Origin of the sequence: Bradyrhizobium sp. SZCCHNRI20481 (assembly GCF_032485055.1) — a bacterium.
Lineage (GTDB): Bacteria > Pseudomonadota > Alphaproteobacteria > Rhizobiales > Xanthobacteraceae > Bradyrhizobium.
Genome location: NZ_JAUEUE010000013.1, coordinates 1 through 19,354 on the forward strand (window position 1 = coordinate 1; position 19,354 = coordinate 19,354).

A 19,354-nucleotide genomic window follows, 5' to 3' on the forward strand; every position below is an offset into this window, starting at 1 on the left:
CGCTGCAATGCTTGAAGGCTATCTACTTGCAACCCAAAGCATAAAACCGGGAATCCCGTAGCCCGCAAGGGGGAGGGTGGCAGTCGGGCCGGCACTTCGCGCGGTGCTCGAAAGCCGAGGGTTCTGAGCGGGAATGATAAGCATGCCACCTCCGCCAACCCCGACTGTGGCCCTCCCGCCCTTGACCGCGGCCGTCCCGCGTGGTCAGTTCCGCGCCATGAGCACCGTTGTCCGCCCAGCCCGTCTCTGGTGGCGCACCTTGTAAAAGGTGGCCGGTGCGATTTGTCTGACATCCAATCGCTTAGGGGCCGCCACGCAGCGGCGGCTTCCGGTTGGTCCTGTGTGGCGTTTCCTCGGTAAATTCCGTAAGAGGACCCCATGAACAGGACCGTTTTCGCCCTTCCGGCCCGCAGCGACTACCGCACCTCCAGCGGGCTCGCGATCACGCGCGCCGTCGAGCAGTTTTCCGGTGGCGCCAGCCGGCTCGATGACCTGATCGACCTGCTCGACCGCCGCCGCGGCGTGGTGCTGTCCTCGGGCACGACCGTGCCCGGCCGCTACGAGAGCTTCGATCTCGGCTTTGCCGATCCGCCGCTGGTGCTCGAGACCAAGGGCACCACCTTCACCCTGCAGGCGCTGAATCGTCGCGGCGAGGTGCTGATCGCGTTCCTCAAGGACACGCTGCGCGAGCCCTGCGTGGTCATCACCGAGGCCTCGCCTGCGCGGCTCGCCGGGCACATCGTCCGCGGGCCTGCCCCGGTCGAGGAGGACCAGCGCACCCGCCGCGCCAGCGTGATGTCGCTGGTGCGGGCGATGATTGCTGTGCTGTCGGCCAATGACGATCCGCTGCTCGGCCTGTTCGGCGCCTTCGCCTATGACCTCGTGTTCCAGATCGAGGACCTCTTGCAGAAGCGGCCGCGCGAGAAGGACCAGCGCGACATCGTGCTCTACGTGCCGGATCGCCTCCTGGCCTACGACCGCGCCACCGGCCGCGGCGTCGTTCTTTCCTATGATTTTTCCTGGAACGGCCAGTCGACGGCAGGACTGCCGCGCGACACCGACGCCAGCGTCTATCTCAAGGAGCCGCGCCAGGGTTTTGCCGATCACGCGCCCGGCGAGTACCAGGCGACGGTCGAGAAGGCCCGCGCGGCGTTTGCCCGCGGCGACCTGTTCGAGGCGGTGCCCGGCCAACTGTTTGCCGAGCCCTGTGAGCGCTCGCCGGCGGAAGTGTTCCAGCGGCTCTGCCGGATCAATCCGTCGCCCTATGGCGCGCTGATGAATCTCGGCGACGGCGAGTTCCTGGTCTCGGCCTCACCCGAGATGTTCGTCCGCTCCGATGGCCGCCGCGTCGAGACCTGTCCGATCTCCGGCACCATCGCCCGCGGTCGCGACGCCATCGGCGATGCCGAGCAGATCCGCCAGCTCCTGAACTCGGAGAAGGACGAGTTCGAGCTCAACATGTGCACCGACGTCGACCGCAACGACAAGGCGCGGATCTGCGTGCCCGGCACCATCAAGGTGCTGGCGCGCCGGCAGATCGAGACCTACTCCAAGCTGTTCCACACCGTCGATCACGTCGAGGGCATGCTGCGGCCGGGCTTCGACGCGCTCGACGCATTCCTGACGCACGCCTGGGCGGTCACCGTGACCGGCGCGCCGAAGCTGTGGGCGATGCAGTTCGTCGAGGACAATGAGCGCTCGCCGCGGCGCTGGTATGCCGGCGCCATCGGCGCGGTGAATTTCGATGGCTCGATCAACACCGGCCTCACCATCCGCACCATCCGCATGAAGGACGGGCTCGCCGAGGTCCGCGTCGGCGCGACCTGCCTGTTCGATTCCGACCCCGCGGCCGAGGATCGCGAGTGCCAGGTCAAGGCGGCGGCCCTCTTCCAGGCGCTGCGCGGCGATCCGCCGAAGCCGCTGTCCTCGACCGCGCCGGACGCCACCGGCTCCGGCAAGAACGTGCTCTTGATCGACCACGACGATTCGTTCGTGCACATGCTGGCGGACTATTTCCGCCAGGTCGGCGCCAACGTCACCGTGGTGCGTTACGTCCATGCCTTGAAGATGCTGGCCGAGCGCAGCTGGGATCTCATCGTGCTGTCGCCCGGACCGGGCCGCCCCGAGGACTTCAAGATCTCGACGACGATCGATGCGGCGCTCGCGAAGAAGCTGCCGATCTTCGGCGTGTGCCTCGGCGTGCAGGCGATGGGCGAGTATTTTGGCGGTCAGCTCGGCCAGCTCGCCCAACCGGCGCATGGCCGGCCGTCGCGGGTCCAGGTGCGCGGCGGACGCCTGATGCAGGGGTTGCCGAACGAGATCGTCATCGGCCGCTACCATTCGCTGTTCGTCGAGCGCGACAGCATGCCGGAGGTGCTGACCGTCACCGCAGCGACCGAGGACGGCGTGGCGATGGCGATCGAGCACAAGACGCTGCCGGTCGGCGGCGTGCAGTTCCACCCGGAGTCGCTGATGTCGCTCGGCGATGCCGTGGGTTTGAGGATCGTGGAGAATGCGTTCCGGCTCAATCAGCCGGGGTGAAAGGTGGTTGCCGTCATCGCGAGGAGCGTGAGCGACGAAGCGATCCAGAGTTGTTTTCGCGGCCCTGGATTGCTTCCGCCTTCGCCCGAGTGGGCTTCGGCGGACACGTCGCTTCGCTCGCAATGACGGCACATAAACAGAGTGGATGAGAGCACGATGACGTTCGATCTGGACATCAAGAATACGGTCCGCACCATTCCAGACTATCCGAAGCCGGGCATCCTGTTCCGGGACATCACGACGCTGCTGGCGGACGCGCGCGCGTTCCGTCGCGCGGTGGACGAGCTGGTGCATCCCTGGGCCGGCTCCAAGATCGACAAGGTCGCCGGCATCGAGGCGCGCGGCTTCATCCTCGGTGGCGCGGTGGCGCATCAGCTCTCGGCCGGCTTCGTGCCGATCCGCAAGAAGGGCAAGCTGCCGCACAAGACGGTCAGCATGTCCTATGCGCTGGAATACGGCACCGACGAGATGGAGATGCATGTCGACGCGGTCGAGCCCGGCGAGCGCGTGATCCTGGTCGACGACCTCATCGCCACCGGCGGCACGGCCGAGGGCGCGGTGAAGCTGCTCCGCCAGATCGGCGCCACCGTGGTGGCGGCCTGCTTCATCATCGACCTGCCGGATCTCGGCGGCGCCGCCAAGCTGCGCGCGCTCGACGTGCCCGTGCGCACGCTGATCTCCTTCGAGGGGCACTGAGAAGCGCGCGGCGGCGTCAGGACCGCTGCATCAGGAGCTCGTTCTCGATCTCGCGCAGCGCATAGTAGTTGCGCCGGATCCATTGATAGAGCTCGGTGGACGGGTCCTTCTCCTGGCGCAGATAGCCGGTAAAGGAGAACGAGAAGCGCTCGATATAGGTCCTCAGGAACGCGGGCAGGGCGGCAATGCGCAGATGCTTGCCGCGGCTGTAGAGGTCGGGGAGCTCCTCGCGCAGGACGTGGTCGTTTTCGACCACGATCAGCTGAGGTCGCGGGATCTGTCGCCGCAGGGCGTCGTAGGCGCGCATCGACACCCGGTCGCCCTCGGCGCAGTACAGAACGATCGGGACCACGTTCCGCCGTGAGGCCTCCTTCAAAAAGCCGATCTCCTCGGACATCTTGAAGAACTCGTCGAACGAGTAGTAGCCGAGGTCGATCACCTTGGCGATGCCGTCGTTGAGGATGACGCGATCCATCAATTGGATCTTGCCGTAGGTGTCCTCGATCGTCGCGGTCTCCGTGATCTGCGGCAGGAAGTCGAGCAGCGACGGCTCGCGCAAGGTGACGTCGAAGGCGAGCACCTGGCCGTTCTTGAGCAGCAGGAACTCGCTCAGCACCCGCGCAAGCAGCGTCTTCCCGGACTGCGGCCGGGGCGAGCAGACGATGTAGACGGGCGTTGCGGGCATCAGACCTATATCAGGTCAAATGCGGTTGCGATAAAGTCCCATCCTTCACGGGGCTGCTATTTTTCCCCGGCCGGCCGCGGCGCCGCCGCCTTGGTCGAGCCGACGATGTCGGTCAGCTTGATGCGGTCGTACTCGCTCCAGACATTGGCGAGCCAATGCCGGACATAGCCGCGCAGCACGAAGGAGTAGTTGGCGGCCTCGTCGCGCGGACCCTTGTTGGCGACGAACTTCAGGAACGGCACCGAGGCGACCTCGACCTGCTCGAACGCCATCTCGTTGAGCTTGGGGATGGTCAGCTCGGTCGCATCCTTGATGCGGTGGAAGTAGGAATTGTAGGTCGACTGGTCCCACTCGAAGAAGCTGGTGTTGTTGATGAAGTTCTTCACCAGGAAGTACTTCGCGCCGATCATGTAGCTTGCCGTCTCCGCGATCTCGTCCAGCGAGGCGATCGACGAGCCCAGGATGTGGAACACCGCGAAGGTGATCTGGCCGGAGCGGGCGGCGTCGAGGAAGCCGATGTCGCGCAGCGCCGCCAGCGTCGGCGACATCAGGCCGGCGCGGACGTCGATCACGGTCACCGAGGGCGCCACCGCGCTCAAGGTGTCGAAGATCTTCATCTGGTCCGGCGTCGAATTCATGTCGACGATCTCGGTGATCTCGGGGTGGAAGCGCTTCAGGGTGCCGCGCGGATGCTCGGTGTCGAACGCCCGGGTCGGGACGTTGTTGGCGCTGAAATAATCGAGCAACGTCCGCGATACCGTGGTCTTGCCGACCCCGCCCTTGTCCGCACCCACCACAACCACTGCCGGTTTCGCCATGGAAAATCCTTCAGCCCTGAGGCCGGCCAGGGGGCCGGCGCTTTGCATTCTGCTTTGGGCGCGAACATGGCAGAAACGCTGGAGAATTCAAATTCATTGCAGCACGGGACCGGGGAAATTTGCGCCTTCGCGGCAACAGATCGGCGCAATCGGACCCGTTCCAGCCGAAACGTCCGGTTCGCGCCGAAACACTTGAGAGCGAATGCCGGGATGATTGCGCGCTGCGCGCGATCGGGGCTCGAACTGCGCCGCAGCGGCTGGTCCTAATGCCGGCCCCATGGGCCTGCAGCAGGTGTCGTCCAGGGGCCTTCCGGGGCGGCTTGCCCGCTGCCGGGCGACTTACCCCCTCCATCGGCATCGCCCCACGGGCCGGCCGGGGGCAGCGGCGGTGGCGCAGTGCCGTCGGCTGGCTCGTCACCGGTATCGGTATCTCTCCCGTCGGACGGCAGCGCCAGCGGGCCCGGATCATGGCCGCCGGCGAACTTGATCAGCGCCTGGACGCGGGAGTCGACCGAGGGATGGGTGGCGAACAAATCGGCAAAACCCTCGCGCGGATTGTCGACGCACAATTCCATGACGGCGGAGGTGGCGCCGGGCAGCTCGCCACGACCCTCGATCTTGCGCAGGGCGCTGATCATGGCGTCCGGATTCTTGGTCAGCTCGACAGACCCGGCATCGGCAAGGTATTCGCGGGTGCGCGACAGCGCCAGCTTGACCACCTGGGACAGCAGCCAGGCCACCACGATCAGCACCACCGCGATGATCACGACGATGATGGCCCCGCCGCCGGAGCCCTTGCGGTCGGAGTCGGACGAGGAGGACGACGACGACGAGCGACCCCAGCCGCCGCCCCAGCTCATGTTGGTGAACAGGCGGAAGAACAATTCACCGAAGAAGCCGACGACGCCGGCGATGATCACGGCCACGACCATCAGCTGCACGTCGCCGTTGCGGATATGGGTGAGCTCGTGGCCGAGCACCGCCTCGATCTCCTGGTCATCGAGTGCGTTCAGAAGACCGCTCGTGACGGTGACGGCGTATTGCCGCGGATTCAGGCCGGTGGCGAAGGCGTTCAGCGCCGGGCTGTCCATGACCTTCAGCTGCGGCATAGTGATGCCGCGCGAGATGCAGAGATTCTCGAGCAGATTGTAGAGCCGCGGCTGTTCCTGGCGGGTCACGGCCGTCCCGCCGGTCACGGCGTCGATCATCTTCTGATGGAAAAAATAGGCGATGACGATCCAGGCCGCGGCGCCGATCGTGGCCCAGGGCAACGCCTTGATCAGGTCGCGCGTAGCGGCCTGCATGTAATAGGCGACGCTGCCATTGCCGTTGATCATGACCTCCGCGATCAGCGCGCCGGCGAACACCAGCACGTAGATCAGCAGGAACAGGCCGCCGAGCAGCAGCATCGAACGGGTCTTGTTCGATGCGATGTGGGTGTAGAGACCATAGGCGGCCATGATTTCGGGCCCTTCAGGCGCGAAGGCGCTGGCTCAGAACTTCACGCTCGGCGTGGCCTCGACCTCGGCCCGGCTGGTACCGAGATCGAAGAATTCCTTGCGGGTGAAGCCGAAGGTGCCGGCGAACAGCGCCGCTGGCATCTGCTGGATGCTGGTATTGTATTCCTGCACAGCGTTGTTGAAGAAGCGGCGGCTGGCGGCGATCTTGTTCTCGATGTCGGAGAGCTCGCCGGCGAGTTGCTGGAAGTTGGCGTTGGCCTTGAGGTCCGGATAGGCCTCGGACAGCGCGATCAGGCGCCCGAGCGCGCCGGAGAGCTGGCCTTCGGCGGCCGAGACCTGGGCCGGGCCCTGCGCCGACATCGCCGCATTGCGGGCCTTGATCACCTCGTCGAGGGTGCCGCGCTCATGCGCGGCGTAGCCCTTCACGGTCTCGACCAGGTTCGGAATCAGGTCGTGGCGCAGCTTGAGCTGGACGTCGATGTCGGCAAAGGCCTGGCCGACCCGCTGGCTGAGGGCGACCAGCCGGTTGTAGGCGCCAAGGGCGAACAGTACGAGGATGACGATGATGCCGAGGACGATCCAGCCGGACATGACGGGCTCCGAGGGAGAGGGCAGGAGGACGAGGCGGCCGCCACGCGACGGCGCCGCCGGTCCGCAGGTGGACCGGCGTGCATTGGTCGCACTAGGGGGGATGCCCGTTCAAGTCGCTTGAGGCTGACCGGTCCGTTCGATGGGCGCCCAGGCGACCGAATGGGCGCCGGAGGCAGTGATGCGCAGGGCTCAATAGGGACGGGCGACCCGCCATTGCTGCGTGGGATCGTTGCCCTTGATATCGCCCGGGGCGCTGTCGAGCTGCGAGGTGTAGAGCGGACGGTAGCGGTAGGCCCACATCTTCTTGCCGTCGCTGCGGGTGATGACGGTGAAGTCGCCGCTGGCGGTCGCGTTGTCGGGTGCGATCAGCGGCGGCCGCTTCTCGGCACAGGCACCGTCGCAGGTCGATTTGTTCCCGGTGTTGTCGCGCTCGGTGTAGTACAGCGTCATCCCCTTGGGATCGACCAGGACGGGGCCGTTCTTGCCGACGATGGCCTTGGCCGGCGGGCCTTCCTGCTTCGGCGGGGGCGGTGCCGAGGATCCACCACCGTGGCTGTTTGCCAGGGCCGTTCCTGCCGAAGCCAGCAGTGCGGCGGTGATCATCATCGTCCTGAACATCGAAACGCGTTCCCTTGTGAGCAGCGCCTTCAGCGCCTGTTGCAGCTCACCGTAGCAAGCGCGGATTTCTCGCCGGTTTCGCGAAATCGCGAAAATGAGAGACGAATACGACCCACCGTTAACCATGGGGCGCCGGCCGAGGTATCTACGAACCTGGCGGCTCCACGCCGTCACCCCAGTCCCAGCGCCGCGCGGCGGCAAAGGCGGGCTTGTCGCGGCGGGGGATGCTGACGACCCTGGCGGCACCATCCGCCTGGCACAGCTTCGCGGTTGCCCCGACCTTGGTGACCGCCGGCGGCGCCAGCACGCGTGCGGCGGGCCGATGCGTCGCGGGCTTGCGGGTGAGGGCAATGAAGCTGAACTTCTCGTCCTCGAACGGAACGTCCGCGCCCTTGAGCTCGCGATGCGCCCGCGAGCGCGCCAGCCGCTGGGCGAAATGGCACCAATCCGGTGCGATCAGTGGACACGCCGCGGCGTGCGGGCAGGGGGCGGCGATGTGGGCTCCGGACGCGATCAGGCGGTCGCGCGCCGCGATGATGCGCTGATAGCCGGCGGGCGTGCCGGGTTCGACGATCAGGAGCGTATCGCCGGTCCTCGTCCACAGCGCATCAATGATGCCCGGGCGTTCGGCGTCGCTCAGTTCGCCAATCATGTAGCTGGCGATGACGAGATCGGCGCCCGTGCTGCGCTCGAGCAGCGCTCGCGCCGAGCCCAGCGCGTAGTCGAGGTCGCGGATGCGTGTCGCGTCGCCAGCGAGCGCCAGCGCGAGCGTGCGCAAGGCGGGATTGGAATCGATGGCGGCGAAAGACGCCAGCGACGGGAATGCGTCCGCCGCAGCGAAGCTTGCGGTGCCCGGACCGGCGCCGACATCGAGCAGCGAGGCCGGGGCGAAGTCCGGGCTCGCCTGCATCACGGCATTCAGGCTGGCCACCACCGCTGCATACGTCGCCGGCATCCGCACGACGGCATAGGCGATCGCGTCGGCTTCGCTCGTGATCGTCCCCGAATTGCCGCCGCTGCGATAGGAATCCGAGATGCGGGCCGCGCGGGCGGCGGCCTCCTGCCGCGACTGCCCGTGCAGCCTGGCTTCGAGGGATGCCTTCAGCGCTGCGGGCAGATCAGGAGAGATCATCGGTCCTCTCCGCGCGTCAGTCCGGGCGCCGCGCTTGCGGCGATCCGGAATGACGGAGCAAGATCACGCCACCTGCTGGTCGAGGATCTTCACGGCCTCGTCGAGTGCGACCGACACCAGCTGCGACACGCCGCGCTCGGCCATGGTGACGCCAAACAGCCGGTTCATGCGCGCCATGGTGATCGGGTTGTGGGTGATGATGATGAAGCGGGTCTCGGTCGATCCCTTCATCTCGTGCAGCAGGTTGCAGAAGCGTTCGACGTTGTGGTCGTCGAGCGGCGCGTCGACCTCGTCCAGCACGCAGATCGGCGAGGGGTTGGTGAGGAACACCGCGAAGATCAGCGCCATCGCCGTCAGCGCCTGCTCGCCGCCCGACAGCAGCGACAGCGTTTGCGGCTTCTTGCCCGGCGGCTTGGCGATGATCTCGAGGCCGGCCTCGAGCGGGTCGTCGCTCTCGATCAGGTGCAGGGCGGCCTCGCCGCCGCCGAACAGCTCCGTGAACAGCCGCTTGAAGTGGTCGTTGACGGTCTCGAACGACGACTGCAGCCGTTCGCGCGCCTCCTTGTTGAGGCTCTGGATCCCCTGGCGCAGCCGCTTGATGGCTTCGACGAGGTCGTCGCGCTCGGTGGTCAGCGCGGTGTGCGAGCCCTCGACCTCGGTGAGTTCTTCCTCGGCGCGCAGATTGACGGCGCCGAGCCGTTCGCGGTCGCGCCGCAGCTTCTCCAGGGTCTCTTCGATCTCGTGCAGCGGCGGCAGTTGCGTGTCCGGGCCGATCTCGGCCATGGCGGCAACCGCCTGCGGCTCGCATTCGAGCATGTCGTGGATCTCGCGCTCGACGTCGCCGACGCGGCGCTTGGCGCTTTCGAGCCGCTCTTCGGCGCGGGCCGCGGCCTCGCGCGACTTCGACAGCGCTTCCAGCGACGCCTTGGCGGCGCGATCGGTGTCGCCCATCGCCATCTCGGCTTCGGCCAGCGCGTCGGCAGCGACCTGGCGCTCGCCCTCGGCAATGCCGAGCTCGTCGATCAGCGCGCTGCGCTTCTCGGCAAAGATCTCCGGCGCGTTCTCGAGCTCGGCGCGTTCGTCCTTCACCTCGGCGATGCGCGCCTCGATGGTGGCGATCTGCGAGCCGGCGCCGCGGATGCGGTTGAACCAGTCGTTGCGCTCGCTGATGATTGCCTGCACGCGGCGGTCGGCGAGCTCGGCCTCGCGGGCCAGCGCCTGGGCCTCGGCACGGACCTGCGCCGCGGCGCGGCGCTTGGTCTCGATCTCGGCCCGCACCGCGGCAAGACGGCCGTCGGCTTCGTTGGTCGCCGGCAGCTCCTCGATCGCCTCCAGCGCATTCTGGTGCAGCTCGGCGATCTCGGCGCGGTCATGGGCGAGGCGGGTCGAGGCTTCGACCAGCGCCGACTTGCGCGCCGAATGGCGGTTGATCTCGCGCTCGGCATTGGCGTGGCGCTCACGCGCGGAGTTCACCTCGCGCTGGGAGGCGCGCCAGGCTTCGCGCGCGGCGCTCTCGGCGGCGGTCGCGGCCCTCACCTCGGCCTCGGCGCTCTCGAGCGCCTGGCGCTTGTTCGTCGCATCGATGCGTGCCTGCTCCAGCTCGGCCTCGATGTCGATCAGGCGGGCGCGCTCGGCCAGGCGACGCGCCGCGCCGGTTGGCGCATGCGCCGCGGCGATGAAGCCATCCCAGCGCCAGACGTCGCCTTCGGAGGACACCAGCCGCTGGCCGGTCTTGAGCTGCGACACCAGCTGGGCGCCGCGCTCGCGCGACACCACGCCGATCTGCGCCAGACGGCGCGACAGCTCCGGCGGCGCCTGGACATAGGCCGCGAGCGGCTCGACGCCGTCCGGCAGCGCGGGGTCGATGACCTCGGCGCCGGCCACGGTCCAATGCATCGGCGCGGACGCGTCGACCGGCGCATCAAGGTCGTCGCCGAGCACGGCGCCGAGCGCCTTCTCATAGCCCTTGGCGACCGTGACGCCGTCGATGATCGGCGGCCACAGATTCTTGGTCTCGCTGTTGACCATCTTGGAGATGGTGCGGGCCTCGGTCTCGAGCCGCTGCGCGCGCTTCTCGGCCTCGGCGAGCGGGGCGCGCGAGGCTTCGAGCTTCTGCCGTGCATTGGCCTGCGCCGACTCGTTGGTCTGCACCGCGGCCTCAGCCTGCGCCTCGGCCTCCTCGGCCGCTTCGAGCGAGGCGGCGAGCGTGTCGAGATCGCCGAGATGGGCGGTCTCCTGCGCCAGCCGCTCCTCGTCGGCGCGGACATTGGCGATGTCCTGGTCGAGCCGGGCGAGACGATCGCGGTGGCTGCGAACGTTGGCTTCGAGCTGGTTGCGGCGGGCGGTGAGGTCCGCAAGCTGCGTCGTCAGCTCGGTGAACTGGCGCTCGGTCTCGGCAAGCAGCGCCTCGGCCTCGGCGACGCGCTCGTCGACGCCGCTGCGCATCTCGACGCGCGCCTTGATCTCTTCCTTCAGCTCCGCGTCTTCGGTCTCCAGGCGCTGCAGCGCGACCTGCGCGTCCTGGTTCTGCTGCTGCTCGCGGGCGACGTCGGCGGTGAGCTGCATCAGGCGGCGATCGAGCTCGCCGGCGCGCTCCTTGGCGCGCAGCTCCTCGCGGTCGAGCAGGTCGCGGGCGTTCTTCAGCCGCTGCATCGTCGCCGCGGCGCGGGCCTCGGCTTCGCGCAGCGCCGGCAGATGCGAGGAGCGGATGGCCTGGATGCGGGCCGACTCGGCCTGCTCGCGGGTCCGCTCGGCCATCTCGCGCACGGCGACGTCGTGCACATGGGCGGCGTCGTTGAGATCGGCATGCGCGCCCATCCAGCGCATGTGATAGAGGGTGGCTTCCGCCTTGCGCACCTTGGCCGCGACCTCGCGGTAGCGGATCGCCTGGCGCGCCTGCTTGCGCAGGCCTTCCATCTGGCCGGAGAGCTGGCCGATGACGTCCTCGACGCGCAGCAGATTGGTCTCGGCCGCCTTCAATCGCAGCTCGGCCTCGTGGCGGCGCGCATGCAGGCCGGCGACGCCGGCGGCGTCTTCGAGCACGCGGCGGCGCTGCTCAGGTTTCGCTTGAATGATTTCGCCGATCTTGCCCTGGTGGACGAGGGCGGGCGAACGCGCGCCGGTGGCGGCGTCGGCGAACAGGATCTGCACGTCGCGGGCGCGCACGTCGCGGCCGTTGATGCGATAGACCGAGCCGGCCTCGCGCTCGATGCGACGCGAGATTTCGAGAATGTCGCGATCGTTCACGGCGGCTGGCGCGGTGCGATCGCTGTTGTCGATCGTCATCACCACTTCGGCGTGGTTGCGCGACGGACGCGTGTTCGAGCCGGAGAAGATCACCGCGTCCATGTCGGCGGCGCGCAGCGATTTGTGCGAGGTCTCGCCCATCGCCCAGCGCAGCGCTTCGACCAGATTCGACTTGCCGCAGCCGTTCGGACCGACGACGCCGGTGAGGCCGGGTTCGATCACGAAGTCAGTCGGTTCGACGAACGTCTTGAAACCGTGAAGACGAAGACGGGTGAGTTTCATGCACAGATTCTCTGTTGGCGGGAGACGAATCTCCCAGCCCCGACAATACCATGGAAGGCAATGTCAATGTGGACTGAGTCGCCCTGGCGCCCCATTCTGAGGGCGGGACAATGGCGAGGGCCGGTCCCCAGGGCAACCCGCCGGCCCTGCTTTTCCAAGGCTTTCTCGTGGCGAACGGCCCACGAAACAGAAGCGGCCCCATTGAGGGGCCGCGCTGTGTCTTTGAGGACTCAGTGATTCGAATCAGCTCTTCAGAAGCGGGTTGATCTTCTTCTGAAACTCCTCGATCGAAGTCTCGCCCTTGATCTTCTCGCCATTGATGAAGAAGGTCGGCGTCGAATCGACTTTCAGAATGTCGCTCGCATATTTCTGGTCGGCGGCGATCTTGTCGAGCAGCGCCTGGTCCTTGAGGCAGGCCTCGACCTGCTGCTGGCTGAGACCGGCCTGCTTGCCGATCCGGGTCAGCGTCTCGGTGGTGTTCTTCACCACCCAGTCGTTCTGCGAGCGGAACAGCATGTCGGTGACGGCAAAATACTTCTGCGCGTCGCCATTGGCGATGCAGCGCGTCAGCATCGAGCCGGCCGCGGCTTTGATGTCGAGCGGGAACTCGCGGAAGATGTAGCGCACCTTGCCGGTATCGATGTATTCGGCCTTCAGCTTCGGGAACACGGTCGCGTTGAACGCGGCGCAATGCGGGCAGGTCATCGAGGCATATTCGGTGATGGTGACGGCGGCGTCGGCCGGCCCGATCGCCATGTCCGGCAGCGACACCGGCTTGGCGACATCGGTGGCGCTCTGGGCCATGGCGTCCGAGATCAGCCGCAGCGGGGACAGGCCCGCCAGAGCGGCGAGGCCGGTCAGCGACAAGGCTGCGGTGAAGGCGCGGCGGGTGATGATCAAGGCTCTGCTCCGGAATGGGCGCATCTCGCGCCTGAAACACTCGTAACTCGGCTTTTCGCTAGCTTGAAACCCAGCTTGAGGCAATGCCGGGCCGCAAACCGGGATCAAACGGGAAGCGTCAATTTCGCTTGATGGCGGCGCCCAGCCGGGCGAGGGCGTCGCGCAGGGCGTCGTCCTCGATGGCGGTCAGGGTCTGCGCGACTTTCGCCACCGTGTTCGGATCGGGCGGCACCGGGCGGCGCTTCACCGGGGGGCGCAACAGCGGCCCCTGGCGCAGCGCCAGCTTGCCCACAGCGTGCCAACCGAAGAAGCGATTGACCCGCTCCAGGATCACGTCCGACGAATGCTGGATCTCCAGCGCCATCGGCCCCTCGACGCGCAGGATCAAGGTCGCCGGCTCCTGCGGCTGGCCCTCGACCGGTCGCGGCCATTGCATCTTCAGCGGCTGGGCATGCTCGGCGATCTCGCGCCCGGCAATCTCCGGCCAGCGCGTGACCAGCTCGCGCGCGGCAAACCCCTGCTTGGCATAGGCGGCCGACAGCACGTCGCCCATCATGAGCGACAATGGCTTTGCGGTGAGGCGGCCGGGCTTTGCCATCGATACAGGCTTCTCGTGGTCTGCCGCCCGTCCGAGCCGCCGGGGCTCGAAGAAAGCCGTGGATGCCGCAGACGAGACTGCGGTCCAGCGGGCGACGATGGCTCCTGACGTACTAGATTAAGCCAATGGTGTCATCAGCCCTTCCTTCCAAGCGCAAGAGCCGACCCGAGAATCACGGCTCCGCCGAGCGCCCCGCACAACTGCTCGCCTGGTACGACCGCCACCGCCGGCGGCTGCCGTGGCGCGCGCCGGCCGGGCAGCGCTCCGATCCCTATCGCGTCTGGCTGTCCGAGATCATGCTGCAGCAGACCACGGTGAAGGCGGTCGGGCCGTATTTCGAGAAATTCCTGGCGCGCTGGCCGGATGTCTCGGCGCTCGGCGGCGCCGAGCTCGACGACGTGCTCAGGATGTGGGCCGGCCTCGGCTATTATTCGCGGGCGCGCAACCTGCATGCCTGCGCCGTCGCCGTGCTGCGCGAGCATGGCGGCGCGTTCCCGGACACCGAGGAGGGGCTGCGCGCGCTGCCCGGCGTCGGTCCGTACACCGCGGCCGCCATCGCCGCGATCGCGTTCGATCGGCTGACCATGCCGGTCGACGGCAACATCGAGCGTGTGGTGTCGCGGCTGTTCGCGGTGGAGGAGGCCTTGCCGCAGGCCAAGCCGCAGATCCAGGCGCTCGCGGCGACCCTGCTCGGGCCGTCTCGCGCCGGCGACAGCGCGCAGGCACTGATGGATCTCGGCGCCACCATCTGCACGCCGAAGAAGCCGGCCTGCTCGCTGTGTCCCTTGAGCGAGGACTGCGCCGCACGCGAGCGCGGCGACCAGGACACGTTCCCGCGCAAGGCCGCCAAGAAGACCGGCACGCTCCGGCGCGGCGCCGCCTTCGTCGTCGTCCGAGGCGACGAGCTGCTGGTGCGCTCCCGCCCCGCCAAGGGCCTGCTCGGCGGCATGACCGAGGTCCCCGGCTCGGAATGGCTGGCCGGGCAGGACGATGCCGACGCGCTCGCCCAGGCGCCCGAGCTGGCCGGCGTAAAGCGCTGGCACCGCAAGCTCGGCGTCGTCACCCACGTCTTCACCCATTTCCCGCTGGAACTCGTGGTCTACACGGCGCGTGTGCCCGCCCGGACGCGCGCGCCGGACGGCATGCGCTGGGTCCCGATCGCGACCCTCGACGGCGAGGCGCTGCCCAACGTCATGCGCAAGGTCGTCGCGCACGGGCTGGGGCAGTGAGGGCGCGCTGAGCGTGTAGTTTGTAGGGTGGGCAAAGGCGCGCCACGCTGCTGATGAGTTCAGCGAGATGTCACCCGCGCCGTGCCCACCATCGCGACAGCGAGTGCGCAGCGAGACGGTGGGCACGCTGCCGCCTTCGGCGGCTGCTTTGCCCACCCTTCGGCAACGCTATCAATATGCTCCGCCGTCGTCCCGGCGAAAGCCGGGACCCCATACCCACAGGGAGTGGTTTGAGGCACACCGGTCATTGGCATTCTGCCCATCACGACGGCCGCGGAGCATGGGTCCCGGATCGACGACGCGCCGCGCTGGTGCGCGCCGCGGCTTGTCCGGGACGACAGCGGTGGATGAGGCGGATTCACGGCTCAAAAAGCGGCCTGCATGACCAAGAGAGACCGATCGCCGTTGAAGCGGGGCCGCAGTTGAGCGGCCCCGCTGCTTTCGCTTAATTCGGCTTGGGCGTCTCCACCACGAGCGCCACGATCCGCCGTACCAGCGGCAGAACAGCGAGCAGCGTGGGGAACGCGACGAGCCAGGAGATGCCCCACGCTGCGGGCCAGGTCGCGATGAACGCCGGCGTCGGTCCAAGACTCTTCAGCGTGGCGATCGCCGACACGACGAACGTCATCAGCACCGAGAGTGTCAGCGGCATGACGACGGCTGCATAGCGCGCGGGCAGTTTTCTGCGCGCGCGCCGTTCACCAGGTGGATTCATGATAGCAGTTCCGGAATTCGATCGGTCGATCACGGGCAACGCATCCTGCATTCCTCCGGATCGAGCCGATCCGTTGAATGCGTTGCCTGACGTGAGACGCTTACGGTGCGCATCCGCGCAGCGGGCGTCTGATAGCCTGACAACAAGGCGGACGCCAGCCAAAAATCTGAACGAGCCGGAATTCATGCCGCTGCTGCGCTAGCCGGTTTGGAGGGTAGGGTGGGCAAAGGCGCGCATCACCGTATTCACCGCAGACTGCGCTCGATCGCGCGCCGTGCCCACCATCTGACGCGGAGTACGCAGCGTCACGGTGGGCACGCAGCCGCCCTGCCGGGCGGCTGCTTTGCCTACCCTGCGCGACCTCGACTGTATCAACGCATTTTGCTGTTGGCGGCCTGACGGAGGAGAACGCGCGGGCGCCCGCCGGCGTCCGCTCATGTCGGTTTCGTCGGACGTCCTGGCGCGCCGCCGAGCTCGCGGCCCGTTTCCAGCATCAGCGTGCGCAGCCAGATCGACCCCGGCTCGACCTGCGCCCTGGTCGGATAGAACATGTATTGTTCGTCGATGCCAGGATCGAGCGGCGGCGCGACGGTTGACAGCGACAAGGCCTGCGCCAGCGCCGCGATCAGGCGGCGCGGCACGAAGGCGACGAGATCGGTGCGCGCGGCGACATGCAGCGCCTCGATGTAGCTCGGCACGACCAGCGCGATCCGCCGCTCCCAGCCCTTGCTGCGCAGCCAGCCATCGATCAGGTCCTCGCTTTGGCCGCGCAGCACCACCGCGACATGCCGGGCGGCCAGGAAGCCGTCTCGCCGGCTCAGTCGCCTGCCGACCGGGTGACCGCGCCGCACCGCCAGCGCATCGCTGTCGGTGTAGAGCAACTGGCGATGGAAGCCCTTGAAGGCGTTGCCGATCGAGATCACCATGTCGATGGTGCGGGCGAACTCGGCGTGGAAGATCGCAGGGCCTCGCCAAGGCACGACGTCGATGCGGAGGTTGGGCGCGGCGCGCGTCACCTTGGCCATCAACGACGGCATCAGCAGCTCGACCGCGAGATCAGGCATCATCAGGCGAAATTGGCGTTCGCTCCGTGCAGCGTCGAACGCGTCGGGCGTGAACAGGCCGCGCACCTGATCAAGGGCCTGGGCGAGCGGGGCCTGCAGCGCAAGGGCGCGCGGGGTCAGCTCCATCCGCGCGCCGGTGCGGACCAGCAGGGGATCGCCGAGCAAGTCGCGCAGCCGCTGCAGGGCGTGGCTGGTGGCCGGCTGGGACAGTCCGATCCGCAGCGCAGCCCGGCTGACGCTGCTCTCGCGGAGCAGTGCGTCGAGCGCCACCAGCAGATTGAGGTCGAGCGCGGCCAAATTCATGGGCCGAATTGATATCATATCCGATATCGATTGGAAGAATGCGCCGCCACCCGTCATGCTTCGCTCCGTTGCAGAGGAGATCGGAGACAGATGACATGACCGCAAGCGCCAACAAGCAATTGATGCAGGACCTGCTCGCCAAGGCCGCGGCTGGCGACCGCGCGGCCTATGTCGCGGCCATCGCCGACGACGTCACGATGGTGATCACGGGACAATATTCGTGGTCGCAGACGATCAGAAGCAAGGAGGCGCTGCTGCGCAATCTCCATGGCCATCTCAACAGCCTGCTGGCGGAGGGACGCCGCGCCATTCCGCTGCGCTTCATCGCGGATGACGACCTCGTCGTGGTCGAGGCCAAGGGCGAGATGCGCACCAGGGCCGGACGGCCCTACAACAACGACTACTGCCTGATCTATCGGCTGCACGAGGGGCGCATCGTCGAGATCCGTGAATACTGCGACTCGGCGCTGACGGAAGCGGTGCTGGGACCGTTTCCGGCTGCGCTCAGGCAGACGGGTTGATGCGACGATGCCTGAATTCAAGGAGGGTTTGCCGATGAGCGCCGCAGAAGCCACGGGTCATGACAACAAGCGGATCGTGCAGCATGTGTTCGACGAGCTGGCGAAGAGCAATCCGCAGCCGCTACTCGATCGTCTCGCGGATGATTTCCGCTTCGTCATCATGGGCAGCGGATCCTGGTCGCGCAGCTATGACGGCAAGGCGACCGTTCTCGCCGAGTTGTTCGCGCCGCTGCGGGCGCGGCTCGGCCGCATCACCACCATCCCGATCCGGCTGACGGCCGAGGATGACCGCGTCGTGGTCGAGGCGCGTGGCCGCAATACGACGAGCGACGGCAAGATCTACAACAACAGCTATTGCAACGTCCTTCGCCTGGAGAACGGCCGTATCCTGGAATGGATCGAATATTGCGACACGCTGCTGATCGAGACCGCACTCGGTCCGCCGCCGACGACGTCATGAGACAATTACGGTGACATCTCTGGACTGCACCCCTCAAGTGAGACACAGATAATTTCTGCGACAGGCATTTCGAGGATGACCTGTGGCAGCAAGAGGGAAGAACCGTCAGTTTCCGGCGCCCATCGCGGCCATCGTAGTTATTCGATCAACTGAATCCGGACCCTAGACGGAGCGTCCTTGAGCACGCTGGCGGCAGTAGCGCCAAAGGTTGCCTTGAAGGCGTGGCTGAAATGGCTGGAGCTCGAAAAGCCTGCATCGAGCGCCGCCGACGTGATAGAATCGCCATTTCCCACGCGCTCCACAGCGTGCCGGAAACGAATCCAAATCCTAAACGTCCTAAGTGGCACCCCAATCTCTTGGACGAACAGATGCTGCAGGCGACCAGGGGAAAGGTCGACTCGCCGGGCCAGTTCCTGGATCGAGTGATTGCGGGCGATGTCAGCCCTTATGATAGCTACGACACGTTCAACCCGCGCATCGAACCGTGGTGGGCGCGGTTCGATTCCCAATGCCTGTTCAGCAGCGAAATCGAAATCGTCGAAGCGTAGCTTATCACCTGTCTGATGCAGCGCGTAGAGATTCCGCACAGCGACGATAAGCGAACTTTCGATGTCAGGGTCCAGTGAGCTAAGGCCACATCTCTGACGGGGCGAGAGGCGCCGATAGTAAGGATCGTCAGGGTCGTTGTATATCACGGCGACCGGCGCCCCGCTTAGATCAAGGGTATGCGCCAAGCCTGCGGGGACGATGGCGGTATGGCAGGCCAGGCTCTCCCCGGCCATTGTGGTGCCGATCCGCAGAGGGGCCTGAAGCGCCAGCAGGCAGACCGATATTGGATGCCGGTGCAGCGGCAGCGTACCCAGACGCCCGATGAACATCATTCGTTGAGGCCAGAGGCACAACAAAGCTCTCTCGTCGAAATTGGTAGCCGATTCTGGCAAGCGGCCATTCCTCCACACGTCTATGCTTCGAGAAGGTCACGCCGACGGCATCCAGCGACCTTGGCGCGCAAGCTCTTGTACCCGGCGTCCATAGCGGAAAGATTTGTTTGGGGAAATAATGTCGAACGCTTTCTTGATTGCGAATATTGAGTTGTGGCGGCTTCTTCCGGTGGGCGGCATCTGGAAATGCCGCCGCATGGTTGCGTCGCCCGAAGTGCGGGCGTCTGTTTACGCCGACCCCTGCCATCGCAGCGCCAATGTATTCACTTGTCCGCTTGGTTCTTGCAGAATTCGCGCGGCTGAGCTGGCCACCGGGCGTCAGCGTGATCGCCGTCAGCACGCGATCACCTTCCTCGCGATGGCTGGTAGCTTTCAACGATCACCCGAACAGCCGAATCTGAAGGCCTGTCACACGAGGAGTTCAAGCGGGCTACGCGATATAGCCCACTTGCAACAGGCGCCCGGTCAGCCTCAGCCGGACTAAGAGACGACAGTCCATGTCACGGGCGCCGCGCCCGGCACACGAGACCCCTCAGCGATTGAGCCGCCGTGCC

At 66.6% G+C, this 19,354-nt stretch carries 17 protein-coding genes; 5 read left to right on the top strand and 12 right to left on the bottom strand.

Annotated elements, in window-relative coordinates:
* Positions 1 to 378: 378 nt before the first annotated feature.
* Positions 379 to 2,541, top strand: coding sequence for an anthranilate synthase component I (locus QX132_RS21305; RefSeq protein WP_316162794.1), 2,163 nt, complete (start codon positions 379 to 381; stop codon positions 2,539 to 2,541).
* Between the two features lie 156 nt (positions 2,542 to 2,697).
* Positions 2,698 to 3,237: an adenine phosphoribosyltransferase gene (locus QX132_RS21310; RefSeq protein WP_315738337.1), complete on the top strand. Its 540-nt coding sequence runs from the start codon at positions 2,698 to 2,700 to the stop codon at positions 3,235 to 3,237.
* A 16-nt stretch (positions 3,238 to 3,253) separates the two neighbouring features.
* Here QX132_RS21310 and QX132_RS21315 read toward each other — a convergent pair whose 3' ends face one another.
* The 9 genes from QX132_RS21315 to QX132_RS21355 all read right to left on the bottom strand — a co-directional run bounded on the left by QX132_RS21315 (position 3,254) and on the right by QX132_RS21355 (position 13,567).
* Positions 3,254 to 3,922: a hypothetical protein gene (locus tag QX132_RS21315; RefSeq protein ID WP_315738336.1), complete on the bottom strand. Its 669-nt coding sequence runs from the start codon at positions 3,920 to 3,922 to the stop codon at positions 3,254 to 3,256.
* A 56-nt stretch (positions 3,923 to 3,978) separates the two neighbouring features.
* Complete coding sequence (locus QX132_RS21320) at positions 3,979 to 4,740, bottom strand: hypothetical protein (RefSeq protein WP_009025709.1); 762 nt, start codon at positions 4,738 to 4,740, stop codon at positions 3,979 to 3,981.
* 263 nt (positions 4,741 to 5,003) lie between these two features.
* Positions 5,004 to 6,200, bottom strand: coding sequence for a M48 family metallopeptidase (locus tag QX132_RS21325; protein ID WP_316162795.1), 1,197 nt, complete (start codon positions 6,198 to 6,200; stop codon positions 5,004 to 5,006).
* A 33-nt stretch (positions 6,201 to 6,233) separates the two neighbouring features.
* Positions 6,234 to 6,791, bottom strand: a complete 558-nt coding sequence (locus QX132_RS21330) for a LemA family protein (protein ID WP_315738334.1) — start codon at positions 6,789 to 6,791, stop codon at positions 6,234 to 6,236.
* A 189-nt stretch (positions 6,792 to 6,980) separates the two neighbouring features.
* Positions 6,981 to 7,409, bottom strand: coding sequence for a hypothetical protein (locus tag QX132_RS21335; protein ID WP_315738333.1), 429 nt, complete (start codon positions 7,407 to 7,409; stop codon positions 6,981 to 6,983).
* A gap of 145 nt (positions 7,410 to 7,554) precedes the next feature.
* Positions 7,555 to 8,541 carry a small ribosomal subunit Rsm22 family protein gene (locus QX132_RS21340; protein ID WP_315786785.1) on the bottom strand — a complete coding sequence of 329 codons (987 nt, stop codon included), beginning with the start codon at positions 8,539 to 8,541 and terminating at the stop codon, positions 7,555 to 7,557.
* 63 nt (positions 8,542 to 8,604) lie between these two features.
* Positions 8,605 to 12,069: a chromosome segregation SMC family protein gene (locus QX132_RS21345; protein ID WP_316162796.1), complete on the bottom strand. Its 3,465-nt coding sequence runs from the start codon at positions 12,067 to 12,069 to the stop codon at positions 8,605 to 8,607.
* Between the two features lie 243 nt (positions 12,070 to 12,312).
* Positions 12,313 to 12,969 (bottom strand): DsbA family protein, encoded by a 657-nt coding sequence (locus tag QX132_RS21350; protein ID WP_315738330.1) that lies wholly within the window; start codon positions 12,967 to 12,969, stop codon positions 12,313 to 12,315.
* 118 nt (positions 12,970 to 13,087) lie between these two features.
* Positions 13,088 to 13,567, bottom strand: a complete 480-nt coding sequence (locus QX132_RS21355; protein WP_315738329.1) for a DUF721 domain-containing protein — start codon at positions 13,565 to 13,567, stop codon at positions 13,088 to 13,090.
* Positions 13,568 to 13,692: 125 nt separating this feature from the next.
* Between QX132_RS21355 and mutY the strand changes: the two genes are divergently transcribed.
* On the top strand, positions 13,693 to 14,796 hold the full coding sequence (gene mutY, locus QX132_RS21360; RefSeq protein ID WP_316162797.1) for an A/G-specific adenine glycosylase: 1,104 nt from the start codon (positions 13,693 to 13,695) through the stop codon (positions 14,794 to 14,796).
* A gap of 445 nt (positions 14,797 to 15,241) precedes the next feature.
* On the opposite strand, the gene QX132_RS21365 is transcribed toward mutY, so the two are convergent.
* The gene (locus QX132_RS21365; RefSeq protein WP_315738327.1) at positions 15,242 to 15,511 is read right to left on the bottom strand and encodes a DUF2798 domain-containing protein; all 270 of its coding nucleotides are present in this window, start codon (positions 15,509 to 15,511) and stop codon (positions 15,242 to 15,244) included.
* 434 nt (positions 15,512 to 15,945) lie between these two features.
* Positions 15,946 to 16,878 carry a LysR family transcriptional regulator gene (locus QX132_RS21370; RefSeq protein ID WP_316162798.1) on the bottom strand — a complete coding sequence of 311 codons (933 nt, stop codon included), beginning with the start codon at positions 16,876 to 16,878 and terminating at the stop codon, positions 15,946 to 15,948.
* Positions 16,879 to 16,973: 95 nt separating this feature from the next.
* Here QX132_RS21370 and QX132_RS21375 point away from each other — a divergent pair, with 95 nt between their 5' ends.
* Both QX132_RS21375 and QX132_RS21380 read left to right on the top strand, forming a co-directional pair.
* Positions 16,974 to 17,399: a nuclear transport factor 2 family protein gene (locus QX132_RS21375; protein WP_316162799.1), complete on the top strand. Its 426-nt coding sequence runs from the start codon at positions 16,974 to 16,976 to the stop codon at positions 17,397 to 17,399.
* 34 nt (positions 17,400 to 17,433) lie between these two features.
* Positions 17,434 to 17,859: a nuclear transport factor 2 family protein gene (locus QX132_RS21380; protein ID WP_316162800.1), complete on the top strand. Its 426-nt coding sequence runs from the start codon at positions 17,434 to 17,436 to the stop codon at positions 17,857 to 17,859.
* 137 nt (positions 17,860 to 17,996) lie between these two features.
* On the opposite strand, the gene QX132_RS21385 is transcribed toward QX132_RS21380, so the two are convergent.
* Entirely contained in the window at positions 17,997 to 18,740 is a 744-nt protein-coding gene (locus tag QX132_RS21385; protein WP_316162801.1) for a helix-turn-helix domain-containing protein, read from the bottom strand.
* Positions 18,741 to 19,354 lie beyond the last annotated feature (614 nt).

Excerpts from the sequence above, each read along its gene's own strand:
- QX132_RS21305 (WP_316162794.1), top strand. The coding sequence starts at position 379 with ATGAACAGGACCGTTTTCGCCCTTCCGGCCCGCAGCGACTACCGCACC.
- QX132_RS21310 (WP_315738337.1), top strand. The coding sequence starts at position 2,698 with ATGACGTTCGATCTGGACATCAAGAATACGGTCCGCACCATTCCAGAC.
- QX132_RS21315 (WP_315738336.1), bottom strand. The coding sequence starts at position 3,922 with ATGCCCGCAACGCCCGTCTACATCGTCTGCTCGCCCCGGCCGCAGTCC.
- QX132_RS21320 (WP_009025709.1), bottom strand. The coding sequence starts at position 4,740 with ATGGCGAAACCGGCAGTGGTTGTGGTGGGTGCGGACAAGGGCGGGGTC.
- QX132_RS21325 (WP_316162795.1), bottom strand. The coding sequence starts at position 6,200 with ATGGCCGCCTATGGTCTCTACACCCACATCGCATCGAACAAGACCCGT.
- QX132_RS21330 (WP_315738334.1), bottom strand. The coding sequence starts at position 6,791 with ATGTCCGGCTGGATCGTCCTCGGCATCATCGTCATCCTCGTACTGTTC.
- QX132_RS21335 (WP_315738333.1), bottom strand. The coding sequence starts at position 7,409 with ATGTTCAGGACGATGATGATCACCGCCGCACTGCTGGCTTCGGCAGGA.
- QX132_RS21340 (WP_315786785.1), bottom strand. The coding sequence starts at position 8,541 with ATGATCTCTCCTGATCTGCCCGCAGCGCTGAAGGCATCCCTCGAAGCC.
- QX132_RS21345 (WP_316162796.1), bottom strand. The coding sequence starts at position 12,069 with ATGAAACTCACCCGTCTTCGTCTTCACGGTTTCAAGACGTTCGTCGAA.
- QX132_RS21355 (WP_315738329.1), bottom strand. The coding sequence starts at position 13,567 with ATGGCAAAGCCCGGCCGCCTCACCGCAAAGCCATTGTCGCTCATGATG.
- mutY (WP_316162797.1), top strand. The coding sequence starts at position 13,693 with ATGGTGTCATCAGCCCTTCCTTCCAAGCGCAAGAGCCGACCCGAGAAT.
- QX132_RS21365 (WP_315738327.1), bottom strand. The coding sequence starts at position 15,511 with ATGAATCCACCTGGTGAACGGCGCGCGCGCAGAAAACTGCCCGCGCGC.
- QX132_RS21370 (WP_316162798.1), bottom strand. The coding sequence starts at position 16,878 with ATGAATTTGGCCGCGCTCGACCTCAATCTGCTGGTGGCGCTCGACGCA.
- QX132_RS21375 (WP_316162799.1), top strand. The coding sequence starts at position 16,974 with ATGACCGCAAGCGCCAACAAGCAATTGATGCAGGACCTGCTCGCCAAG.
- QX132_RS21380 (WP_316162800.1), top strand. The coding sequence starts at position 17,434 with ATGAGCGCCGCAGAAGCCACGGGTCATGACAACAAGCGGATCGTGCAG.
- QX132_RS21385 (WP_316162801.1), bottom strand. The coding sequence starts at position 18,740 with ATGATGTTCATCGGGCGTCTGGGTACGCTGCCGCTGCACCGGCATCCA.